The following is a 20685-nucleotide window of genomic DNA, read 5'->3' as shown; positions in this document are numbered from 1 at the left end:
GAGCCCTGAGCCCTCAGCTCACTTCCGCGGGCGGTATCGTCTGTAGGCAGCGGCGATGACCGGGTCGACGGCGTAGTCCCACTCGCCGAGAGTCTGCATCAGCTCCGCGCCCTGCTTGGTCTTGAACTGGGTGATGCCGGTGGTCGGCTCGGTCCGCTCCAGGGAGGGGCTCACCCCGCCCAGGTTGAACCAGCGCAGCCTGTTCTCCACCAGGTGCTCGATCTGCTGAAGCTTCAGGAAGATCGGCGCCTCCAGCTTCCGCTGCTGCTCGGAGGATCCCGCGTAGAGGGCGTGGCCGGTCTCGCCCTGGCCCACGTACAGGCTCGTCGCCAGCTGCTGGCCCTCAGAGCTGGCGAGGAAGATCGTGGTCTCGGCGATCCCGGAGCTGCTCAGCGCCTCCATCAGCGTCCTCACGCCCTCCTTGGGGCGGGGGGTGAACCCGTGGCGCTGCGCGGTCTGCAGATGAAGCGCGTAGAAGTCCTCCAGCGACTCCGTCCCGTGCCGGGTGACCTCAACCCCGCTGCGGGCCGACTTCCGCATGGATTTGCGGGCGCTGGAGCTCATCCCGGCGAGCACGTCGTCGACGTCGAGCGGCTCCCCGTCCTCTGAGGCCAGGGGAATGCGCGCCTGGAACTGGGGCCAGCCGGCTTCCAGGCTCATGCTGATCGGCAGGTCCTTCCACCCCAGTCCGATCAGCTCCGCCTGCAGCGCGAGGGCCTCCTCGTCGACATGGTCGGGCTCGACGTCGGGGATGGTCCTGGCCTGTTCGGCGGCCAGCGCGTCGCGGATCGTGCCGGCGCTCCACCGGCGGGCCACTGTGGGCAGGCCCATGCGGATCAGGAAGGCCCCGGTGGACTTCAGGTACTCGGTCAGCGCCGGCAGCACCGCGGGGTAGGAGGTGTGCGCGGGGTCGATCACCGGGCCCTCGGGGATGTAGGCGAAGTGTTTGCGGCCTAGCACTGGAATCCGCTCCGGGATCGGCACCCGTTTGCCCAGCACCAGCGCCGTGCCCACCAGGTTCTCTCCCTGCCAGATCCCCAGGGCCTGGGAGCGCCAGGAGCTTACTCGCGCCCAATGCGGGTTCTGCAGGAAGTTCGCCTCCGGCCGGGAGGCCAGGAAGCCCAGGTGCTCCTCGGCGGCAATGGGGCGGATCGTCACAGCGCTCATCGCGCCAACAATACCGTGGGGGCACTCCCGGGAGAGGTGCTTCTCCCTTGCACTCGGAGGGGGTGAGTGCTAAGAATTGTATTAGCACTCTCAGAGTGAGACTGCTAAAGCTGAACCTGACAGGTGAAGGCCATTCGGTGCTCCCGGTGACGCGGGAGCGGGCCGTCCGTCGCGGGCATCTGACAGGGTTCCCCCAACATCGTCAGATCACAAAGGTCCAGGAAGGACAGTGCAGACATGGCCAAGACCATTGCATTCGACGAAGAGGCCCGCCGGGGCCTCGAGCGGGGCCTGAACGCCCTCGCCGACGCCGTCAAGGTCACCTTGGGCCCCCGCGGCCGCAACGTGGTGCTCGAGAAGTCCTGGGGTGCCCCCACCATCACCAACGACGGCGTCTCCATCGCCAAGGAGATCGAGCTCGAGGACCCGTACGAGAAGATCGGGGCCGAGCTGGTCAAGGAGGTCGCCAAGAAGACCGACGACGTCGCCGGCGACGGCACCACCACCGCCACCGTGCTCGCGCAGGCGCTCGTCAAGGAGGGCCTGCGCAACGTGGCGGCCGGTGCTGACCCGGTCGGACTGAAGCGCGGCATCGACACGGCGGTCGAGGCGGTCACCGAGGAGCTGTTCAAGGCTGCCAAGGAGATCGAGACCACCGAGCAGATCGCTGCCACCGCCTCCATCTCCGCCGCCGACAAGCAGATCGGTGACCTGATCGCTCAGTCCATCGAGAAGGTGGGCAAGGAAGGCGTCATCACCGTCGAGGAGTCCAACACCTTCGGCCTGGAGCTGGAGCTCACTGAGGGTATGCGCTTCGACAAGGGCTACCTCTCCGGCTACTTCGTCACCGACGCTGAGCGTCAGGAGGCCGTGCTGGAGGACCCCTACATCCTCATCGCCAACTCCAAGATCTCCTCCGTGAAGGACGTCATCGGCGTGCTTGAGCAGGTCATGCAGTCGGGCAAGCCGCTGCTGGTCATCGCTGAGGATGTCGAGGGCGAGGCCCTGGCGGCCCTGGTGGTCAACAAGCTCAAGGGCACCTTCAAGTCCGTGGCTGTGAAGGCGCCCGGCTTCGGCGACCGCCGCAAGGCCATGCTGGCTGACATCGCCATCCTCACCGGCGGTCAGGTCATCGCCGAGGAGGTCGGCCTCAAGCTGGAGAACGCGACCCTCGACCTGCTGGGCACCGCCCGCAAGGTGGTTGTGACCAAGGACGAGACCACCATCGTGGAGGGTGCGGGCGACGCAGACGAGATCGCAGGCCGCGTCAGCCAGATCAAGGCCGAGATCGCCAACTCGGACTCCGACTACGACCGTGAGAAGCTCCAGGAGCGTCTTGCCAAGCTGGCCGGCGGCGTGGCCGTCATCAAGGCCGGCGCGGCTACTGAGGTGGAGCTCAAGGAGCGCAAGCACCGCATTGAGGACGCCGTCCGCAACGCTAAGGCTGCTGTGGATGAGGGCATCGTCGCCGGCGGCGGCGTGGCCCTGATCCAGGCCGGCGCCCGCGCGTTCGAGGGCCTGAAGCTTGAGGGCGACGAGGCGACCGGCGCGAACATCGTGAAGTTCGCCGTCGAGGCCCCGCTGAAGCAGATCGCCATCAACGCGGGCCTTGAGGCCGGCGTGGTGGCTGAGAAGGTCAAGGGCCTGACCGACGGCGTGGGCCTCAACGCTGCCACCGGCGAGTACGAGGACCTGCTTGAGGCCGGCATCAACGACCCGGTCAAGGTCACTCGGTCCGCGCTGCAGAACGCAGCCTCCATCGCCTCGCTGTTCCTCACCACTGAGGCCGTCGTGGCCGACATCCCTGAGAAGCAGCCGGCTGGTGCCGGCGCTGAGGGCATGGACCCGATGGGCGGCATGGGCGGCATGATGTGATCGTTGCCTGACCTCCTCATAGAAGAGCCCGTGAGGGCATTTCTTGAAGCAGAACTATGAGTTGGACTGAGTAATTGAATCTAGGTCGCGAGGGCCTGGGCCCGGTGCTGAATCGGGCCCAGGCCCTCGCGCTATGTCGAGACCCGATCGATGTCGTACTTCAGGTGGTCGAAGAAGTTATCCATGATTGCGCTGGCTGCGGCTTAAGGCATGCTGCGGCAGCCAATGAGGCTCGAGGGCCCCGCCGGGCCGGTGACTGCTTTTCTGCAGGCGCATCGGTCAGGAGATCTTCGTATGTGCCTGGGTGGACTCGCGGGCGATCAGCTGCGGCTGGAATACGGTGTGCTCGACCGGCGAGCAGGGGTCCTTTATGGCACGCTCAAGAAGCTTGGCGGCGTGTTTGCCCATCTCTGCTGAAGGTTGGCGGACGGAGGTTATGGGTATGGTCGCGTTCGCAGCGAACTCAATGTCGTCGTACCCGGCGAGCATCATCGTTCCAGGGACGTGCACGCCGGCACGCACAAGAACCTGCAGCGCGCCGAGGGCAATGAGGTCATTGGCGGCGAAGATGCCGTCCGGCCGCTGATCGGGTGGTCGGGCGAGGAGCTGCTCGGCAGCACGGCGTCCGGCGGCCGCGTCCATAGCACCGGAATCCGAATACTCGACTGCGACGTTTTCTCGGCCTTCCTGGGCGCGGCTCTCTGCCCCTCTGAGGCGGTCGCGAACCTGACCCAGGCTCTGCGGCCCTCCGATGACCATGACACGTCGCGCACCTTGGCTGATGAGGTGGTCAGCGGCCAGCCAGCCTCCGCGTACGTCGTCAACCGAGACGGACGAGAGCTCGCCGTCTCCGGCCTTCCGGTCCATGATGACCACGGCGACACCGGTCTCTTTCAGCTTCTGGAGCCGTGGCACCACGTCGCCGACGGGCACGATCAGAATCCCCGAAACCCTCTGCTGCTCGAACAGGTCCAAATAGGTCAGCTCTCGGTCGCTCTGCTGCGATGAGTTTCCGAGGAGCAGCGGCCTGCCCTGCTCGGCGAGCTGAAGTTCGGCGCCGCCAGCGAGATTCGTGAAGTACGGATTCCCCGCGTCGAGCACAATCATTCCTACGGCCACGTTGAAGCCAGACCGGAGCTGTCTGGCTGCCTCATTTCGGACGTAGCCGAGCTCTTTGATGGCGGCCTGGACTCGCGCATAGGTGCTCGCGGTGACCCGGTCAGGGTGATTCAGAGCATTGGAGACCGTGCCGGGGGAGACGCCTGCCCTCTCCGCCACGTCTCTGACTTGCGGTGCTCCCATGAGACCTAACGATACAGCCGCGATTGCACGGGCGAGGGGGCGGACCATTGACATCAGTGTGATGTGGCTCATATGATCTAAATCACAGTTTAAATCGATTTACTGTCGGGTGAGACCGCTGTCGATCGAGGACCGAGATCACCAGTCACAACGGAGGGTTCATGGTCGCTACGCAGACCCAGCCTGTTCTCGAGCTAGAGGGCGTGCGCAAGAGCTTCGGCAGCGTCAAGGCGCTCGCCGACGGCACGCTGACGGTGCATCCCGGATCGATCCACGCGCTGGTGGGTGAGAACGGGGCAGGAAAATCCACTCTCATCAAGATCGTTTCCGGACTTCATAAGCGCGACGATGGTGCATTCCGCTTCCGCGGAGAGGATGTCCGGTTCGCCTCAACCGCAGATGCCAAAGAATCCGGCATTGCGGTCATTTACCAGGAGCCGACGCTCTTCCCGGATCTCACCGTGACGGAGAACATCTTCATGGGACGGCAGCCAGTCGGCCGGGTGAGACGCATCGACAAGGCCGCTATGCTCCGGCAGGCTCAGCAGATCTTCGACCGTCTGGGCGTTGATCTGGATCCGCTCCGTCCCGCGGAAGGGCTTTCTATCGCGGACCAGCAGATCATCGAGATCGCGAAAGCAATATCCCTCGATGCCCATCTGCTCATCATGGACGAGCCGACCGCGGCGCTTTCAGGCATGGAGGTGGAGCGCCTCTTCAACGTGACTCGCAGTCTGAAAGACGAGGGTCTCGGCATCGTCTTCATCTCCCACAGGTTCGGTGAGGTCTTTGACCTCACCGACACCATCACGGTCATGAGGGACGGCATGCATGTCGGCACCGTAAGCACCGCAGAGACGAGCAATTCCGAGCTGGTCACCATGATGGTCGGCCGGGAGGTGGACGAACTTTATCCCAAGAGGCCCGCCGAACTCGGGGAAGTCGTCCTCGAGGTGGAGCAGCTCAGCTCAGCCGGCACCTTCCGGGACATCACTTTGAACGTCCGTTCGGGGGAGATCGTTGGGTTGGCTGGGCTTGTCGGAGCAGGTCGCAGCGAAATCGTCCGGGCAGTCTTCGGGGTGGACCACTACGACTCCGGGGCAGTGCGGATGATCGGGAAACCCGTGCCGCGGAAGAGCCCGGGCGCCGCTGTTGAGGCAGGCATGGCTCTCGTTCCAGAGGATCGACGCCAGCAGGGTCTCGTCGTTGAGTCCTCGGTGGCCCACAATATCGGAGCCGCTATTCGTGGCCGGCTGCAGAGGCTCGGGATCATCACCCGCGCTGCGGAGAACCGTACTGCCGTTCCCTGGGCGGGACGCCTTCAGGTCAAAACTGCGGCGATGTCCATGCATGCGGCCACTATGAGTGGCGGCAACCAGCAGAAAGTGGCGATCGCCAAATGGCTCGCCACGGATCCTAAGCTGCTCATCATCGATGAGCCGACCCGCGGCATTGACGTCGGCACCAAGGCCGAGGTCCACCGGCTGCTCTCGCAACTCGCCGGCGAAGGAATGGCGATCCTCATGATCTCCTCCGAGCTGCCGGAGGTGCTGGGTATGGCCGACCGCGTGCTGGTGATCAGCGAAGGACGCCTGACCGCCGAAATACCGAGGGAAGATGCAACCCCGGAGAATGTGATGCACGCGGCCACCTCTCGCCATGAGCAGGTCCGGGACGGAGCAGCGGCATGAGTGTTGAAGCCATCGCCGCGCCGAGCCGCAAGACCGAAGCCCAGCGTTTGGTGCGGAAGGTCCTAGGCTCCCGTGAGACAGCGATCGTCCTTGTCATCCTGGCCGTTATCTTCGCGGCTACCAGCATGAACCACGGTTTCCTGCTGAGCAGCCAGGGCTGGCGTGATCTGTTGCTGACGCCGTCCATCCTGATGGTCCTTGCGGTGGGGTCAGCGATAGTGATCGTCACCCGCAACGTGGACCTATCGGTCGGTTCCACGTTAGCGATCACGGCGTACATGACAGGACGTCTGTTCATCGACTTTCCCGGCATTCCGATCATCGTGGTGGTCCTCATCGGTATCGCGGTGGGAGCCGTGCTGGGCCTCATCAACGGGGCTTTGGTCGCGTTCGGCAAGGTGCCTGCGCTGGTGGTCACCCTCGGCACGATGTATATCTACCGCGGAATCGTCCTGACGTGGGCGGGCAGTGACCGGATCAATGCCTCCGATATGCCGCGCGACTTCCTGCGGCTGGGCACTATGCAGGTCGCGACGATTCCTCTTCTGACCATCGCCGCGGTGATCATCCTCATCGGTGCCGCCTACTGGCTCAGCTCTACGCGCAGCGGACGCGAGATGTACGCAATTGGGTCCAACCCAGAGGCGGCAATGCTCTACGGGCTGCCTGCCACCAAGCGAGTCATCGTGGCCTTTGTCGCCGGAGGTGCGCTGGCCGGTCTAGCCGGCGTAATGTACGCGGCCCGCTACGGCACCGTCAGCGCCAGCGCGGGCATGACCTGGGAGCTCAACGCCATTGGGGCGGCAGTGATCGGTGGCGTCGCGATCTTCGGCGGCTCGGGAACAGTGTGGGGCGCAGCCTTCGGGGCGATTCTGCTGATGACCATCAACCGGACCCTGCCCATTCTCGGAGTGCCGGATTTCTGGCAGCGCGCAGTCGTCGGCGCCCTGATCATCGGCGCGATCGTACTGGACCGCTATCTCGCCGTCCGACGGACGAGGAAGCTCAACGAAGCGAGGGATGAGATATGAGCGCCGCCGCCGCTGAAGAGACGACTGTTCGGCGCTACAGCCACTACCACCGGCCCTTGTGGGTGAGGACACTGCTCACCACTGAGTTCCTCATCATTGGCATACTCGCGTTGGTCTGGGCCTGGGCCAACCTCTCCGTTGACCACTTCTCGGGGCCGCTGACCATCCGGTATCTGCTGCTGGACATTGCGCCGCTGATGATGATCGCCCTGCCCATGACGCTCATCATCGTGACTGGGCAGATCGATCTCTCTGTGGCCAGCATCATGGGTCTCTCCTCCGTAGTGGTAGGCATCGCCCACGTCGAATGGGGCATGTCGTTACCGGCAGCCGGCCTACTGGCGATACTCGTCGGAGTAGCCTGTGGGGCCTTCAACGGGTTCTTCGTGGCCTACGTGAAGCTTCCTTCGCTCGCGGTCACCATCGGTACGCTCGCCCTCTTCCGAGGTTTGGCGGTGGGGCTCCTGGGAACCACCGCTCTGACGGACTTCGACCCAGAGTGGACCTCATTGGCCACCGCCTCTCTCGGAGACTCGCGAGTGCCCCTCATAGTCATTCCCGTCCTGGTGCTCATCGCGATCTTCGTGGTGCTGCTGCACTTCACCCCTTTCGGGCGGGGCCTGTATGACATTGGGCACAACGACACGGCGGCACGCTTCAGCGGCGTGAACGTCGCCCGGTCACAGATGACTACTTTCGTGCTTTCAGGCGCGGTCTCAGCCTTTGCCGGCATCTTTTACACACTGCGCTACGGCAACTCCCGCGGTGACAACGCCATGGGCCTTGAGCTTGAAGTGATCGCAGCAGTCCTGCTCGGCGGGGTCCTTATCTTCGGCGGTCGCGGTGCGCTCCACGGAGTGATCGCCGGGGTCCTGCTGATCGGCGTCATCTCCTCCGCCTTCCGCATGGAAGGCGTCACCGTGAACGTCATCAACATCATGATCGGCGTGCTCCTCATCGCTTCGGTGACGACTCCCCAAATTGTCTCGGGCCTCCAAAGACGGCGGCCCACTAAGAGAAAGGCAGAACAATGAAGAACCCCACCAGCAAGCGGACAGCGCTGCTCGCCGTCAGCATGAGCGCAGCACTGGCATTGGCAGCCTGCGGCGGAGACGCTGAGGGCAACGGCGGAGAAGCGGAGGGCAGTGATCTGGAGGTCACCTTCATCCCCAAGAACCTCGGCAACCCGTACTTCGACACCTCCAATGCTGGCGGTGAGAGCGCCGTAGGGGAGTTCGGCGGAAGCTTCTCAGAGGTCGGCCCCCAGGAAGACACTCCAGATGGGCAGGTGCAATACATCAACACCGCAGCTCAGCAGGGTGCTGACGCCATTGTGATATCCGGCAGTGACCCTTCGGCGCCCTGCGATGCACTCAACGAGGCGCGGGACGTGGGCGTCGCGGTTGTGACCTTCGACTCGGACACCAATGCTGACTGCCGCGATGTCTTCGTCAACCAAGCCGACGCCTCAGGCATCGCCCAGGCGCAGGTGGATCTGGTCTCCGAGCAGATCGGCGGGGAGGGGCAGATCGCAGTCCTCTCCGCCTCCGCCAATGCGACGAACCAGAACCATTGGATCGAGCTCATGGAGGAGGAGCTGGAGGACAACCATCCCGACATCGAGCTGGTGGAGATCGCATACGGCGACGACGATGATCAGCGATCCTTCGATCAGACCGCTGCCCTGCTGCAGACCCACTCCGACCTGGATGCCATCGTGTCGCCGACGACTGTGGGGATCGCAGCCGCTGCCCGATACATCTCCGACTCCGACTACGCGGGCGAGGTGCTGGTGACCGGGCTCGGCACTCCGAACCAGATGCGCGAATACGTCGAGGACGGCACCGTCGAAGCATTCGCGCTCTGGAACCCAGAGGACCTGGGATACCTCTCCGGGTGGACTGCTCATGCCTTGACGACTGGTGAGATCGAAGGCGAAGAGGGCGACACCTTCGAGGCGGGTGAGCTCGGCGAATACACCGTCGGGGCAGACGGAGAGATCATCCTCGACGACCCCTTCGTCTTCGACGCCGACAACATCGACGATTTCGACTTCTGAGCCAGAGGCGCCCACAGTCTCAGAGCAGAAGGTCGACTGGTGCCCCGACTGGGCACCTCGTCTCCCTTTGCAGCCGTCCGAAGCCCGTGATCGGGGCCGACAGCCCCGGAAAGGACCCCTCCATGCAGCGCGTCTGCTTCCAACTGCAGGTCAAGCCTGACCGGCTCGAAGAGTACGCTGCCCGGCATGCTTCCGTGTGGCCCGAGATGCTCCGAGCTCTGAAGGACGCCGGGTGGCAGAACTATTCCCTGTTCGTGAGGGAGGACGGTCTGCTCATCGGTTATTTCGAAACACCCTCCCTTGAGCAGGCTCAGTCTGCGATGGAGGGCACACGGGTGAACACACTCTGGCAGTCCGAGATGAGCGAGTTCTTCGTGGAGCTCGGAGACGCACGGCCGGACACCGGCTTCGTGCAGCTCAGAGAGGTCTTCCACTTGGAGGACCAACTGGCCGTTGCAGGCACCAAGATCACTCCCGACCCAGAGAAAGCCTGACTCACCATGCCCACCTTTGAGCAGATCGCATCTCAGCTCGATCACCAGGCCATTGAGGTGCCCTCCTGGGCCTACGGCAACTCCGGGACCCGTTTCAAGGTGTTCGGATCAGCAGGCACGCCCCGCACCGTTGAGGAGAAGATCGCTGACGCCGCCGCCGTACAGCGGTTCACGGGCCTTGCCCCGAAGGTCGCCCTCCATATTCCTTGGGACAAGGTGACCGATTACTCCGCCCTGCGCACGTACGCAGCGGAGCAGGGGATGGAGATTGGGACCATCAACTCCAACACCTTCCAAGACGACGACTACCGCCTGGGAGGGCTGACCCATCACGACTCGCGAATCCGCCAGAAGGCGATCGATCACCACTTTGAGTGCATTGAGATCATGCACGCAGCTGGCTCGCAGGACCTCAAGATCTGGCTCGCCGACGGGTCAAACTATCCCGGTCAGGCAGATCTGCGATCACGTCAAGACCGTCTGGCGGACTCTCTCCGGCAGATCTATTCGAAGCTGGGGAAGGAGCAGCGGCTGGTGCTGGAGTACAAGATCTTCGAACCTGCGTTCTACCACACTGACGTTCCGGACTGGGGCACAGCACTGACCCACGTGCAGGCGCTCGGAGACCGTGCGCTGGTCTGCCTGGACACCGGCCACCACGCCCCCTCTACCAACGTCGAATTCATCGTCACCCAGCTCCTGCGCGCCCGAAAACTGGGTTCGTTCGACTTCAACTCCCGTAATTACGCCGACGACGACCTCATCGTCGGCTCCGCTGACCCCTTCCAGCTCTTTCGGATCCTCTTCGAAGTCATCCGGGGAGGAGGCTACGAGCCGCACTCTGGGGTCGCTTTCATGCTCGACCAGTGCCACAACGTGGAAAAGAAGATCCCCGGGCAGATTCGCAGCGTACTCAACGTCCAGGAGATGACTGCGCGGGCACTCATGGTTGACCGCGAAGCCCTCACCGGCGCCCAGGAGGCCTCTGATGTTCTCGGAGCGCACGAAATCTTCATGGACGCGTTCTACACCGACGTGCGGCCGGCGCTCGCCGGCTGGCGCGAAGCCCGCGGCCTGCCCGCCGACCCCATGCAGGCCTACGTCGAGTCCGGATACCAGGAAAAGATCGAAGCCGACCGCGTCGGCGGAACCCAGATGAGCTGGTAGGAGCCTTCATGACACACCCCACCATTGAACAACTGATCGCCCGGTCCAACCGCCTCGGCTCCGACCCTAAGAACACCAATTACGCCGGCGGAAACACATCCGCCAAGGGCACCGACCGCGACCCCGTCACAGGTGATGACGTTGAGCTTCTTTGGGTGAAAGGGTCTGGCGGAGACCTCGGCACCCTGAAGGAGTCAGGCCTGGCGACTCTCCGGCTGGACCGCATGCGCGCGATGGTGAACACCTACCCCGGGGCGGAACGCGAAGACGAGATGGTTGCTGCGTTCGACTACGCCCTTCACGGCAAAGGTGGGGCCGCCCCCTCCATCGACACCGCCATGCACGGCCTGGTCGACGCTGCCCACGTGGATCACCTGCACCCGGACTCTGGCATCGCCATCGCCACTGCCGCCGAAGGGCCTGAGCTGACCCAGAAGATCTTCGGCGACAAGGTCGTCTGGGTCCCGTGGCGCCGTCCCGGATTCCAACTGGGTCTGGACATCGCCGAGATCAAGAAGCAGAACCCGCAGGCCGTCGGCTGCATTCTTGGCGGCCACGGCATCACGGCTTGGGGCGAGACCTCCGAAGAATCCGAGAGGAACTCCCTGTGGGTCATAGACACCGCTGCTGAATACATCAGGGAAAACTCCAAGCCCGAACCTTTCGGCCCCGCCCTGGACGGCTATGGTGCCCTGAATGAGTCTGAGCGCCGGGCAAAGGCGGCCGCACTGATGCCGACCATACGTTCCTTCGCCAGCCAGGACAGGCCTCAAGTGGGGCATTTCACCGACGACCACGCGGTCCTGGACTTCCTCGCTCATGCCGAGCACCCGCGCCTGGCTGAGCTTGGCACCAGCTGTCCGGATCATTTCCTGCGCACCAAGGTCAAGCCTTTGGTGCTGGACCTGCCCTCTGATGCTTCCGTCGAGGACTCCGTCAGTCGGCTGCGGAAGCTGCATGAGACCTACCGCAAGGACTACCAGGCCTACTACGATCACCACGCTGGGCCCGACTCGCCCGCCATTCGCGGGGCTGACCCGGCCATTGTGCTGGTGCCGGGTGTTGGCATGTTCAGCTTCGGCAAGGACAAGCAGACCGCCCGGGTGGCCGGTGAGTTCTACATCAACGCGATCAACGTGATGCGCGGCGCCGAGGGCCTGTCCACCTACGCTCCCATTGATGAGCGCGAGAAGTTCCGCATCGAATACTGGGCCCTTGAAGAGGCCAAGCTGCAGCGCATGCCCAAGCCCAAGGAACTGGCCACGCGCATTGCTCTGGTCACTGGAGCCGCCTCAGGGCTCGGCAAGGCCATTGCTGGGCGCCTCGTTGTTGAGGGGGCAGTCGTCGCCATCGCGGACCTGAATCTTGAGAAAGCCCAGGAGGCCGCAGCTGAGATCGGGGGGCCGGACAAGGCCGTCGGTATCGCCGTGGACGTCTCCGACGAGAACGCCGTTCGACAGGCCGTCGATGAGACTCTGCTGGCTTTCGGCGGACTGGACATTGTGGTTAACAACGCCGGGCTCTCCCTATCCAAGTCTCTGCTGGAGACGGCTGAAAAGGACTGGGACCTTCAGCACAACGTGATGGCGAAGGGCTCCTTCCTGGTGTCGAAGACCGCCGCCGAGGTCCTCATCGACCAGGGACTCGGCGGAGACATCATCTACATCTCCTCGAAGAACTCGATCTTCGCCGGGCCCAACAACATCGCCTACTCTGCCGCCAAAGCCGACCAAGCCCACCAGGTCCGCCTGCTGGCTGCTGAGCTTGGTGAGCACCAGATCCGCGTGAACGGCATCAACCCCGACGGCGTGGTGCAGGGTTCGGGAATCTTCGCCTCCGGCTGGGGTGCCAACCGCGCCAAGACCTACGGCATTGAGGAGAAGGATCTGGGCAAGTTCTACGCCCAGCGCACCATCCTCAAGCGCGAGGTGCTGCCGGAGAATGTCGCCAACGCGGCTTTCGTCCTGTTGAGCTCGGACATGTCCCACACCACCGGACTGCACGTGCCGGTCGATGCCGGTGTGGCTGCGGCCTTCCTGCGCTGAGCAGAGCACACTGGACATGGCAGAGAAGACTCTCCACGCGGCCGTGGACCTCGGGGCCTCGTCCGGCCGTGTGGTTCTGGGGCGAATCGGACCAGACGCCCTTGAGCTCCGGCAGACCGCCCGCTTCCCCAACGGCGCAGTCAACCTCCCAGACGGTCTGCACTGGAACCTGGTGGGGCTCTACGAGCATTCGCTGAACGGGCTGACCGCTGCGGTGCGGCAAGCCGGCGACAGCGGACTGACCTCAGTGGGGATCGACTCCTGGGCAGTGGACTATGGGCTGCTCGCAGGACCGGATCCCTCGCGGATGAGGCTGCTGGGCACCCCGTTCCATTACCGGGATGAGCGCACTGTCCAGGGTGTGGAGAGGACCCACGCAGTGACTCCGTTCGCGGAGCTCTACGCGCGCAACGGTCTGCAGTTCCTGCCCTTCAACACGCTTTATCAGCTGGCGGTGGAAGAGCAGCTGGAAGTCACGCGCCGGTTGCTGCTTATCCCGGATCTGCTGGGATACTTTCTGACCGGCGAGCAGCGGACCGAAGCAACCAATGCATCCACCACCGGACTGCTGAACATACAGACTGGCCAGTGGGATGCTGAGCTTATACAGCGACTGGGGCTGGACGCGGAACTCTTCGCCCCGGTGGCAGCGGCTGGCGCTGCCTTAGGCAGGACCCGGCAGGAACTGGCCCCGCAGCTGGGTGGCCGCAGGATCCCAGTGACTCTGGTGGGCTCCCATGACACCGCCAGTGCCGTTGTGGGCACCCCCCTCTCTACCCCGAACTCCGCATACATCTCCTGCGGCACGTGGGGCCTTGCGGGTCTGGAGCTTGGGGAGCCAGTCGTGACTGAGGCCAGCCGCAAGGCCAATTTCACCAACGAAGGAGGGGTCGACGGACGCGTCCGCTTCCTCACCAACGTGATGGGCACCTGGCTTCTGTCCGAGACCCTTCGCGCCTGGGAGCAGCAGACCGGCCATGCCCAAGATCTACCAGCTCTGCTGCGGGCCGCTGGTGAGGTACCCGCCTCCGACGTTGTCACCTTCGACGTGCAGGACCCCCGATTTGTCCCGCCCGGCGACATGGCCGCTCGTATCGCAGAGCTCTGTGCCGAGCAGCAGAAGCCAGTGCCGCCGGCGAAGCCGGAGATGGTGCGCAGCATCATCGAATCCATCGCCACCGGCTTTGCTCAGGCAATGAAAAGTGCTGCCCAGCTGTCCGGGAAGCCCCTGGACGCCGTGCACATGGTCGGAGGAGGCTCGCTGAACGCGCTGCTGTGCCAAGCCACAGCCGACCGCAGCGGACTTCCTGTCCTCGCCGGCCCAGTGGAGGCCACCGCCATCGGCAACCTGCTCGTACAAGCCCGCGCCGCCGGGACAATCACGGGAGAGCTCGAGGATCTCCGTGAACTGATCACCTTCACCTGCCAGCCCACCACGTATCAGCCCCGGCACTAAGGAGCGCCATGATCCAGCGACAACTTCCCAAGCCCCGCGACCTCGCGCCGCTGATGCAGTTCAAGAAGTTCGACTTCAACGCCTCCCGTCGCCGCCTCAACGCTGCGCTGACCATTGAGGATCTGCGGAAGATCGCCAAACGTCGCACCCCGAAGGCTGCCTTTGATTACACCGATGGCGCTGCCGAGGGCGAGCTGTCATTGTCCCGGGCCCGTCAGGCCTTCCAGGACGTGGAGTTCACCCCCTCTATTCTTCGAGATGTCTCCGAGGTGGACACCAGCACCCAGATCTTCGGAGGAAGCTCCGCACAACCCTTCGGCATCGCGCCCACCGGGTTCACCCGGCTGATGCAGACTCAAGGAGAGACTGCCGGTGCCTTGGCTGCCGGGGCCGCCGGCATTCCGTTCACGCTGTCGACCTTGGGCACCACCAGCATCGAAGACGTCAAAGCCGCGAATCCTGACGGGCGCAACTGGTTCCAGCTGTACGTCATGAAGGACAGGGAGATCTCCTACAAGCTTACCGAGCGTGCGGCAGCCGCTGGTTTCGACACCCTCATGTTCACCGTGGACACTCCGGTGGCTGGGGCTCGCCTTCGCGACACCCGCAACGGCTTCTCAATCCCGCCCGCATTGACTCCCTCCACCGTCATCAACGCGATTCCGCGGCCCTGGTGGTGGTATGACTTTCTGACCACCCCGCCGTTGGAATTCGCCTCGCTCACCTCCACCGGGGGCACCGTGGGCGAACTGCTTGACAAGGCGATGGACCCATCCATCAATTTTGAAGACCTCAAGGTTATCCGTGAGCTTTTCAACGGCAAGCTCGTAGTCAAAGGTGTCCAGTCGGTTGAGGACGCCCGGAAACTCGCAGACCTCGGCGTCGACGGCGTGGTGCTCTCCAATCACGGCGGACGGCAGCTCGACCGTGCGCCGGTTCCCTTCCACCTGCTGCCCGACGTGGCGCGGGAAGTCGGTAACGATCTGGAGGTCACCATCGACACCGGCATCATGAGTGGAGCAGACATTGTGGCCTCGCTTGCGCTGGGCGCGAAGTTCACCTTCATCGGCCGTGCCTACCTCTATGGGCTGATGGCCGGCGGACGCATCGGTGTGGAGCGGGCCATCGAAATCCTCAGTCAGCAGATCGAGCGCACCATGAAGCTGCTTGAGGTGTCCAGCATTGAAGAGCTCGAGCCCAAGCACGTTATGCAACTGACCCGACTCGTACCACGAGTCTGAAACAACGGCTCAGTACTGCAACTCTCACATTAGCAACTTGCTGTGATGGCGGAACCGAAGTGCAGAGACTTGTTCCTTGGCACCGGGGACGCCACAGCGGCCTCGAACCTCGGGCTCTGGTCTGCATCGTTGCGCAGAGAGAGGCCCCCGCAGGAGCATCACGCGGGGGCCTCTCTCTGTCTTCTGGGCGAGGGCTTGGCTCAGCGGCCGAAGACGCGAGTGTTCGCGGACTCGGTCTCCTCGTACTGGGCGGATGCTGAGGCCATCGCCTGACGGACGCTTGCCAGGGACTGCTCCACCTGCACCTGGGCGGAGCGCCACTGGGTCAGCACATCCTGGAAGGCGACTGCCGCGGAGCCCTTCCACGTCTCCTGCAGCTGGCGCAGCTGTCCCTCCATCATGTTCACGTCCGACTGGATGCGGCCCAGGGTGGCCTCGACGTTCTGACTCTTCGACAGCAGCTCCGTGGTGTCGATCTGAAAAACCGCCATGATCCGTTCCTTCCGTCTGGGGCGAAGGCGTCTCCTTCTGCCCCGACGGTATGAAGCCGAACCCCGACCCTGGCGGCGGCTGAGCACATCATGTGGAGCGGCCAGCGCGCCCCCGCCCCACTCTGCCTGTCTGTGGAAGACCGGTGCCCGGGCGGGCCTGCCTACTCGCTGCGGTGCTGCAGCGCCGCCTCCCGCAGATGCTCGATGTCGCCGGTGTCAAAACCGGGATCATCCTCCAGGCCCTCAGCCTCGTCGTCGTCCAGGGCGTCCTCCTCCGGAGGCTCAGCCATGGGCAGGCGCAGGGTCATCGTGGCGCCTCCGCCCTCCGTCTCGGAGTGGCGGACGCTGCCGTCGTGCTGGGCGGCGATCGCCGCGCAGATGGCCAGCCCCAGCCCAGTCCCGCCGGTCTCCCGCTGCCGGGAGGAGTCCGAGCGGTAGAAGCGCAGGAAGATCTTCTCCGCGTCCTCCTCGCTGATCCCCTCGCCGTGGTCGCGCACCTGGATGACCGACTCCGGCTTACCCGTGATCAGGCTTTCCGTGCCCACCGCCAGCTCAATGGGGCTGCCGGCCGGGGTGTAGCGCAGAGCATTCTGCACCAGATTGGTGACCACCTGACGGATGCGGCCCTCGTCGCCGATCACCGGGGCTGGGCGGGCCCGTCCGTCGTCGAGCCCGATCACCTTCGCCTCACGGTCCGGGGCGTTGACGCTCATATCCATCATCGCCTCGTGCGCGACGATGTTCAGGTCCAGCGGGACCGGCTCCATGGGCCGCTGCTCATCCAATCGGGCCAGGGTCAGCAGATCCTCGACCAGGTCGCCCAAACGAGTGGCCTCAGATTCAATGCGCCCCATGGCCGCGTGCACGGCGTCAGGGTTGTCCTCCATCCCACCGTGGCGGTAAAGCTCCGAGAACCCGCGGATAGTGACCAGAGGGGTGCGCAGCTCGTGGGAGGCGTCCTGGATGAAGCGGCGCATCTTCTCCTCGGAGGCGACGCGGGCGTCGAAGGCACGCTCAATGTGCTCGAGCATCACGTTCAGCGAGGCCGCCAGTCGTCCCACCTCGGTCTCCCGGGGAGCAGTGGTCTGCACGCGCTGGGAGAAGTCCCCTGCGGCGATGGCGCCGGCCGTCCGCTCCACCTTCAGCAGGGGGCGGAAGGCACGGGTGACCAGCGAGTAGGCGATGATTGAGGCGCCCAGGGTGGCCAGCAGGCCGATGGTCGCCACCAGGAACGTGGCTCGCTCCACTGACGTCTCCACCGAGCGCAGCGGCAGGGCGATCACCAGCGATCCCTCCTCGCTGCGCAGCGGATGGACCTGAACCCGCCAGCCGCGGGAGTCCTCCTGAGTGCCCGCAACCTCGAAGGACTCGCCGAACTGCTCCCTTGCCTCCTGGATGGTGGGACGAGGCAGCTCCGGGTGGTCGCGGGCCTCAGAGGGCCAATGGGTGCGCAGCAGCGGCTCGCCCCCCTCATCAACCACCCAGGCGTGGAAGCGGACGATGCTGCCGTGGTCCACCTCCGGCTGCTCGGGGTCCACCTCCTGGTGCAGGTACCCGGAGACCAGATCCGCGTTGGCGGCCAGATCCTCGTCCATATTGCGCAGCAGCTCCTGCCGGAACAGGGATGCGGAGACGAAGGTGGTGACGACCAGCGTCAGCAGCAGCAGGGCGGTGGTGATGGTCACCAGCTGGGTTCGCAGCGACGTGCTCCGCCACGTGCTCGAGAGCTTCTGGGCGGCGCGGCGAGGCATAGGGGCCAGTCTATCCTGCAGGGAAATTCAGCCTGAGGGTGAGCTAGGGTGCTGGTGCGCGCAGATGTGACACCGGAGTGAAGAGGGAGCTCATTGAAGAAGACGCTGCTGGGCTGGGGCCTGTTCGTGGCGGGCGTGATCGTGCTGGTTTCTGCTGCGATGATCGGCGGCGGCCTCGCACTGGTCCATCAGCCTGATCAGGAGGAGCGCGAGGTCCCCGCACCAGCCCAGGAGGAGCCGGAGCCTGAGGATGAGCCGGTCGCGGGGGATGAGCCCGAGAACGACCCTGAGGCCGAGGAGGACGAGCCGGCTGCGCACATCGCCTCCGAGGTCCTCGCAGGGCCCGCAGACACAGATCTGAATGTCCGCCTCGAGGAGATCCTCGAGGGGCGCCCCGGGGAGTACAGCGTCAGTCTCATCGAACTCTCCGGAGAGGGCCGGCACGCCGCCTACAGTGCGGATGCTCCCATGGAGCCGGCCAGCACCTATAAGCTGTATGTGGCCTACAGCGCCCTGAAGCAGGTCGAGGCCGGCGAGCTGGCCTGGGATCAGGCCATTGCTGATGGGCGCGATCTCGACCAGTGCTTCTACGACATGATCGCGGTCTCGGACAACCCCTGCGCCGAGGAGCTGCTCTACGACGTCGTCGGCCGTGACCAGATCGTCGCGGACCTCCCGGAGACGGGCGTGGAGACCACCAGCTTTGAGGTCGGCGACGTCCACACCACGGCCGAGGACCTCGCCGGGATGCTCGCCCGCTGGGAGTCGGGGGAGCTTCCGCTGGATACTGAGAGCGATGCCGTGCTGATGGATGCCATGGCGGAGAACATTCACCGCGACGGCATCCCCGCCGGAGTATCCGGCGACGTGCACGACAAGGTGGGCTTCATCGACGGGTACCTGCACGATGCCGCCGTCATCCACGACGAGGCTGGCACCTGGGTGCTGACGATCCTCACCGAAGGCTCCAGCTGGGATGAGATCGCAGAGATCGCCGAGGAGGCTGAGGCGGCGCTGGGACGCTGACCCCAGCATGCCCGCCCCGGCTAAGCCTCGGCCTGCTCCTTCTCCCCCTCGTTGAGGCGCTCCTCCCAGGGCACCCACTCAGGCGCCAGCAGGGCGTCCCCGCTGGGCAGCATTCCGACCTCGCACACGGTGACCTTCTGGGAGCGGGGCGCCCGGGCCAGGGTGGCGAACCATTCCCAGCCCCAGTAGCCGGGCTTGTCCGCGGCGAAGCGATGAGTCACCAGGCGCAGATCCTCGGCGACGGCGGAGACGTGATCGCCGACCTCGCCGGGCCCGGCGATCTCCTCCACGGCGGTGCGGGCCGTGGTCACGGCGGCAGCCAGGGGCTGGTCAGGGGTGGCCATGCTGGTCCTCCTCAGGCATCGAAATCGTCGGCCACGCGGCGCAGCAGCGCGGCGATCTGCTGGGCGCGCTCCGGCTTGGGGTAGTGCCCCCTGCGCAGCTGGCCGGTGGTGTTGTCCAGCATGGTGACCAGGTCCTGGACCAGCTCGCCCATCTCCTCGGCGGGCTTGCGGGCGGCCTTGGCCACCGACGGGGTTTCGCTGAGCACCCGCACCGACAGCGCCTGCTTGCCGCGGCGGCCGTCAGCTACACCGTAATCGAGACGGGTGCCGGACTTCACGACGGCGCCTCCGGGCAGCGCGGAGGAGTGCAGGTAGACCTCCTCGCCGTCATCGCCGGTGACGAACCCGAAGCCCTTCTCGGCGTCGAACCACTTCACTTTTCCAGTGGGCACTGTGCTGAACCTCCTTCTGACAGAAGCTTTAAGGGTAACGCCGATAGAATCGGCCTCATGCCAGACGCCCCCGCAGTCCTCCCCGCCCCGGGGCCCGTGTCCCGGGCCGCCCTGATTCTCGGCGTGATCATCACTGCCGTCTCCTTCGTCGCGCTGCTGGTGATCCTGAGCCTCTACTTTGTGGAGACCACCCCGCACGCAGCACTGTACTGGCTGTCGCTCTGGGGCCTTCCTCTGGGCTTCATGCTGATGCTCAGCTACGTGCTGCTGGCACTGCGCCGCCGCCAGCACGCCCGGCGCCTGCGAGCTCTCGGCGCCCCTGCTTGAGCGGAGAAGAGCGCCGGCGTCCCTCATGCTCACTGCTCAGCCAGGAAGTATTCAGCCGACTCCCAGAAACCGGGTGTTCACTGGCGCCGTGACTGAGAACAAGACCGAAGGCAAGCTGCTCGTCGTTGACGACGAGCCGAACATCCGTGAGCTGCTCGCAACCTCCCTGCGCTTCGCGGGCTTCGAGGTGGCCGCGGCCGCCAATGGCCGCGAGGCCCTGGACACCGTGGAGGAGTTCTCCCCGGACCTGGCGGTGCTGGATGTCATGCTCCCGGACATGGACGGCTTCACCGTCACCCGCCGCCTGCGCTCAGCCGGCAAGCACTTTCCCGTGGTGTTCCTCACCGCCCGGGACGATACCGACGACAAGATCACCGGCCTCACCGTGGGCGGGGACGACTACGTCACCAAGCCGTTCTCCCTGGACGAGGTGGTCGCCCGCATCAAGGCCGTCCTGCGCCGCACCGCCCCGGATGACGGCGAGGACGCCATCCTGGCCATCGACAACCTGGAGCTCGACGACGACGCCCACGAGGTTCGCCGCGACGGCGAGATCATCGAGCTCTCACCCACCGAGTTCAAGCTGCTGCGCTACCTGATGATGAACCCGAACCGGGTCCTTTCCAAGCAGCAGATCCTCGACCACGTGTGGGAGTACAACTTCAACGGGGACGCCTCAATCGTGGAGTCCTACATCTCTTACCTGCGCCGCAAGATCGAATCCGGTGCTGAGGGGGCCCCCGCCATCCAGACGAAGCGTGGGGTCGGCTACGTCCTCCAGACATGGGAGCGCCGTCAGAAGACTCAGGGCATCGGTTAGGCTCCG

The 20685-nt window shown here is 64.7% G+C and carries 19 protein-coding genes; 13 read left to right on the top strand and 6 right to left on the bottom strand.

Annotated features, from left to right (window positions below):
* Nucleotides 1-18: 18 nt before the first annotated feature.
* A complete protein-coding gene (locus FWJ47_RS02020) occupies nt 19-1167 on the bottom strand; it encodes a lipid II:glycine glycyltransferase FemX (protein ID WP_147103399.1) in 1149 nt (382 codons plus the stop codon).
* A gap of 237 nt (nt 1168-1404) precedes the next feature.
* On the opposite strand from FWJ47_RS02020, the gene groL reads away from it, so the two are divergent.
* Nucleotides 1405-3042 (top strand): chaperonin GroEL, encoded by a 1638-nt coding sequence (groL, locus tag FWJ47_RS02015; RefSeq protein ID WP_147103395.1) that lies wholly within the window; start codon nt 1405-1407, stop codon nt 3040-3042.
* A 279-nt stretch (nt 3043-3321) separates the two neighbouring features.
* On the opposite strand, the gene FWJ47_RS02010 is transcribed toward groL, so the two are convergent.
* Nucleotides 3322-4344 carry a LacI family DNA-binding transcriptional regulator gene (locus FWJ47_RS02010; protein WP_147103392.1) on the bottom strand — a complete coding sequence of 341 codons (1023 nt, stop codon included), beginning with the start codon at nt 4342-4344 and terminating at the stop codon, nt 3322-3324.
* Nucleotides 4345-4505: 161 nt separating this feature from the next.
* Between FWJ47_RS02010 and FWJ47_RS02005 the strand changes: the two genes are divergently transcribed.
* From FWJ47_RS02005 to FWJ47_RS01965, 9 genes are all read left to right on the top strand, one after another.
* Nucleotides 4506-6035 (top strand): sugar ABC transporter ATP-binding protein, encoded by a 1530-nt coding sequence (locus tag FWJ47_RS02005; RefSeq protein WP_147103387.1) that lies wholly within the window; start codon nt 4506-4508, stop codon nt 6033-6035.
* The gene (locus FWJ47_RS02000; RefSeq protein ID WP_147103384.1) at nt 6032-7066 is read left to right on the top strand and encodes an ABC transporter permease; all 1035 of its coding nucleotides are present in this window, start codon (nt 6032-6034) and stop codon (nt 7064-7066) included. Before FWJ47_RS02005 ends, FWJ47_RS02000 begins: the two co-directional genes overlap by 4 nt.
* Nucleotides 7063-8100: an ABC transporter permease gene (locus FWJ47_RS01995; RefSeq protein WP_147103380.1), complete on the top strand. Its 1038-nt coding sequence runs from the start codon at nt 7063-7065 to the stop codon at nt 8098-8100. Before FWJ47_RS02000 ends, FWJ47_RS01995 begins: the two co-directional genes overlap by 4 nt.
* Nucleotides 8097-9125, top strand: coding sequence for a rhamnose ABC transporter substrate-binding protein (rhaS, locus tag FWJ47_RS01990; protein WP_147103378.1), 1029 nt, complete (start codon nt 8097-8099; stop codon nt 9123-9125). The genes FWJ47_RS01995 and rhaS overlap by 4 nt, the downstream gene beginning before the upstream one ends.
* A 122-nt stretch (nt 9126-9247) precedes the next feature.
* Nucleotides 9248-9619, top strand: coding sequence for an L-rhamnose mutarotase (locus FWJ47_RS01985; protein WP_147103375.1), 372 nt, complete (start codon nt 9248-9250; stop codon nt 9617-9619).
* A 6-nt stretch (nt 9620-9625) separates the two neighbouring features.
* The gene (gene rhaI / locus FWJ47_RS01980) at nt 9626-10786 is read left to right on the top strand and encodes an L-rhamnose isomerase (RefSeq protein ID WP_147103373.1); all 1161 of its coding nucleotides are present in this window, start codon (nt 9626-9628) and stop codon (nt 10784-10786) included.
* An 8-nt stretch (nt 10787-10794) separates the two neighbouring features.
* A complete protein-coding gene (locus tag FWJ47_RS01975; RefSeq protein WP_147103371.1) occupies nt 10795-12831 on the top strand; it encodes a bifunctional aldolase/short-chain dehydrogenase in 2037 nt (678 codons plus the stop codon).
* Nucleotides 12832-12847: 16 nt separating this feature from the next.
* On the top strand, nt 12848-14287 hold the full coding sequence (locus FWJ47_RS01970; protein ID WP_147103369.1) for a rhamnulokinase: 1440 nt from the start codon (nt 12848-12850) through the stop codon (nt 14285-14287).
* 8 nt (nt 14288-14295) lie between these two features.
* On the top strand, nt 14296-15528 hold the full coding sequence (locus FWJ47_RS01965) for an alpha-hydroxy acid oxidase (RefSeq protein ID WP_147103367.1): 1233 nt from the start codon (nt 14296-14298) through the stop codon (nt 15526-15528).
* 200 nt (nt 15529-15728) lie between these two features.
* On the opposite strand, the gene FWJ47_RS01960 is transcribed toward FWJ47_RS01965, so the two are convergent.
* The gene (locus FWJ47_RS01960; RefSeq protein WP_147103365.1) at nt 15729-16019 is read right to left on the bottom strand and encodes a WXG100 family type VII secretion target; all 291 of its coding nucleotides are present in this window, start codon (nt 16017-16019) and stop codon (nt 15729-15731) included.
* Between the two features lie 161 nt (nt 16020-16180).
* A complete protein-coding gene (locus tag FWJ47_RS01955; protein WP_147103363.1) occupies nt 16181-17770 on the bottom strand; it encodes a sensor histidine kinase in 1590 nt (529 codons plus the stop codon).
* A gap of 93 nt (nt 17771-17863) precedes the next feature.
* On the opposite strand from FWJ47_RS01955, the gene FWJ47_RS01950 reads away from it, so the two are divergent.
* Entirely contained in the window at nt 17864-18796 is a 933-nt protein-coding gene (locus FWJ47_RS01950; protein ID WP_147103361.1) for a serine hydrolase, read from the top strand.
* A 20-nt stretch (nt 18797-18816) separates the two neighbouring features.
* Here the strand turns inward: FWJ47_RS01950 and FWJ47_RS01945 are convergent, their stop codons facing one another.
* Together FWJ47_RS01945 and FWJ47_RS01940 are read right to left on the bottom strand one after the other, a co-directional pair.
* The gene (locus tag FWJ47_RS01945; protein WP_147103359.1) at nt 18817-19140 is read right to left on the bottom strand and encodes a DUF3027 domain-containing protein; all 324 of its coding nucleotides are present in this window, start codon (nt 19138-19140) and stop codon (nt 18817-18819) included.
* Nucleotides 19141-19151: 11 nt separating this feature from the next.
* The gene (locus tag FWJ47_RS01940) at nt 19152-19532 is read right to left on the bottom strand and encodes a cold-shock protein (RefSeq protein ID WP_147103356.1); all 381 of its coding nucleotides are present in this window, start codon (nt 19530-19532) and stop codon (nt 19152-19154) included.
* Nucleotides 19533-19589: 57 nt separating this feature from the next.
* On the opposite strand from FWJ47_RS01940, the gene FWJ47_RS01935 reads away from it, so the two are divergent.
* Together FWJ47_RS01935 and FWJ47_RS01930 are read left to right on the top strand one after the other, a co-directional pair.
* Nucleotides 19590-19859 carry a hypothetical protein gene (locus FWJ47_RS01935; protein WP_147103354.1) on the top strand — a complete coding sequence of 90 codons (270 nt, stop codon included), beginning with the start codon at nt 19590-19592 and terminating at the stop codon, nt 19857-19859.
* 88 nt (nt 19860-19947) lie between these two features.
* A complete protein-coding gene (locus FWJ47_RS01930; protein WP_246126120.1) occupies nt 19948-20679 on the top strand; it encodes a response regulator transcription factor in 732 nt (243 codons plus the stop codon).
* The last annotated feature ends 6 nt before the right edge of the window (nt 20680-20685 follow it).

It is taken from the genome of Nesterenkonia populi (genome assembly GCF_007994735.1).
Taxonomy (GTDB): domain Bacteria; phylum Actinomycetota; class Actinomycetes; order Actinomycetales; family Micrococcaceae; genus Nesterenkonia; species Nesterenkonia populi.
The sequence above is the reverse complement of the archived record's forward strand: the minus strand, read 5'-3'. Positions and strand labels throughout refer to the sequence as shown.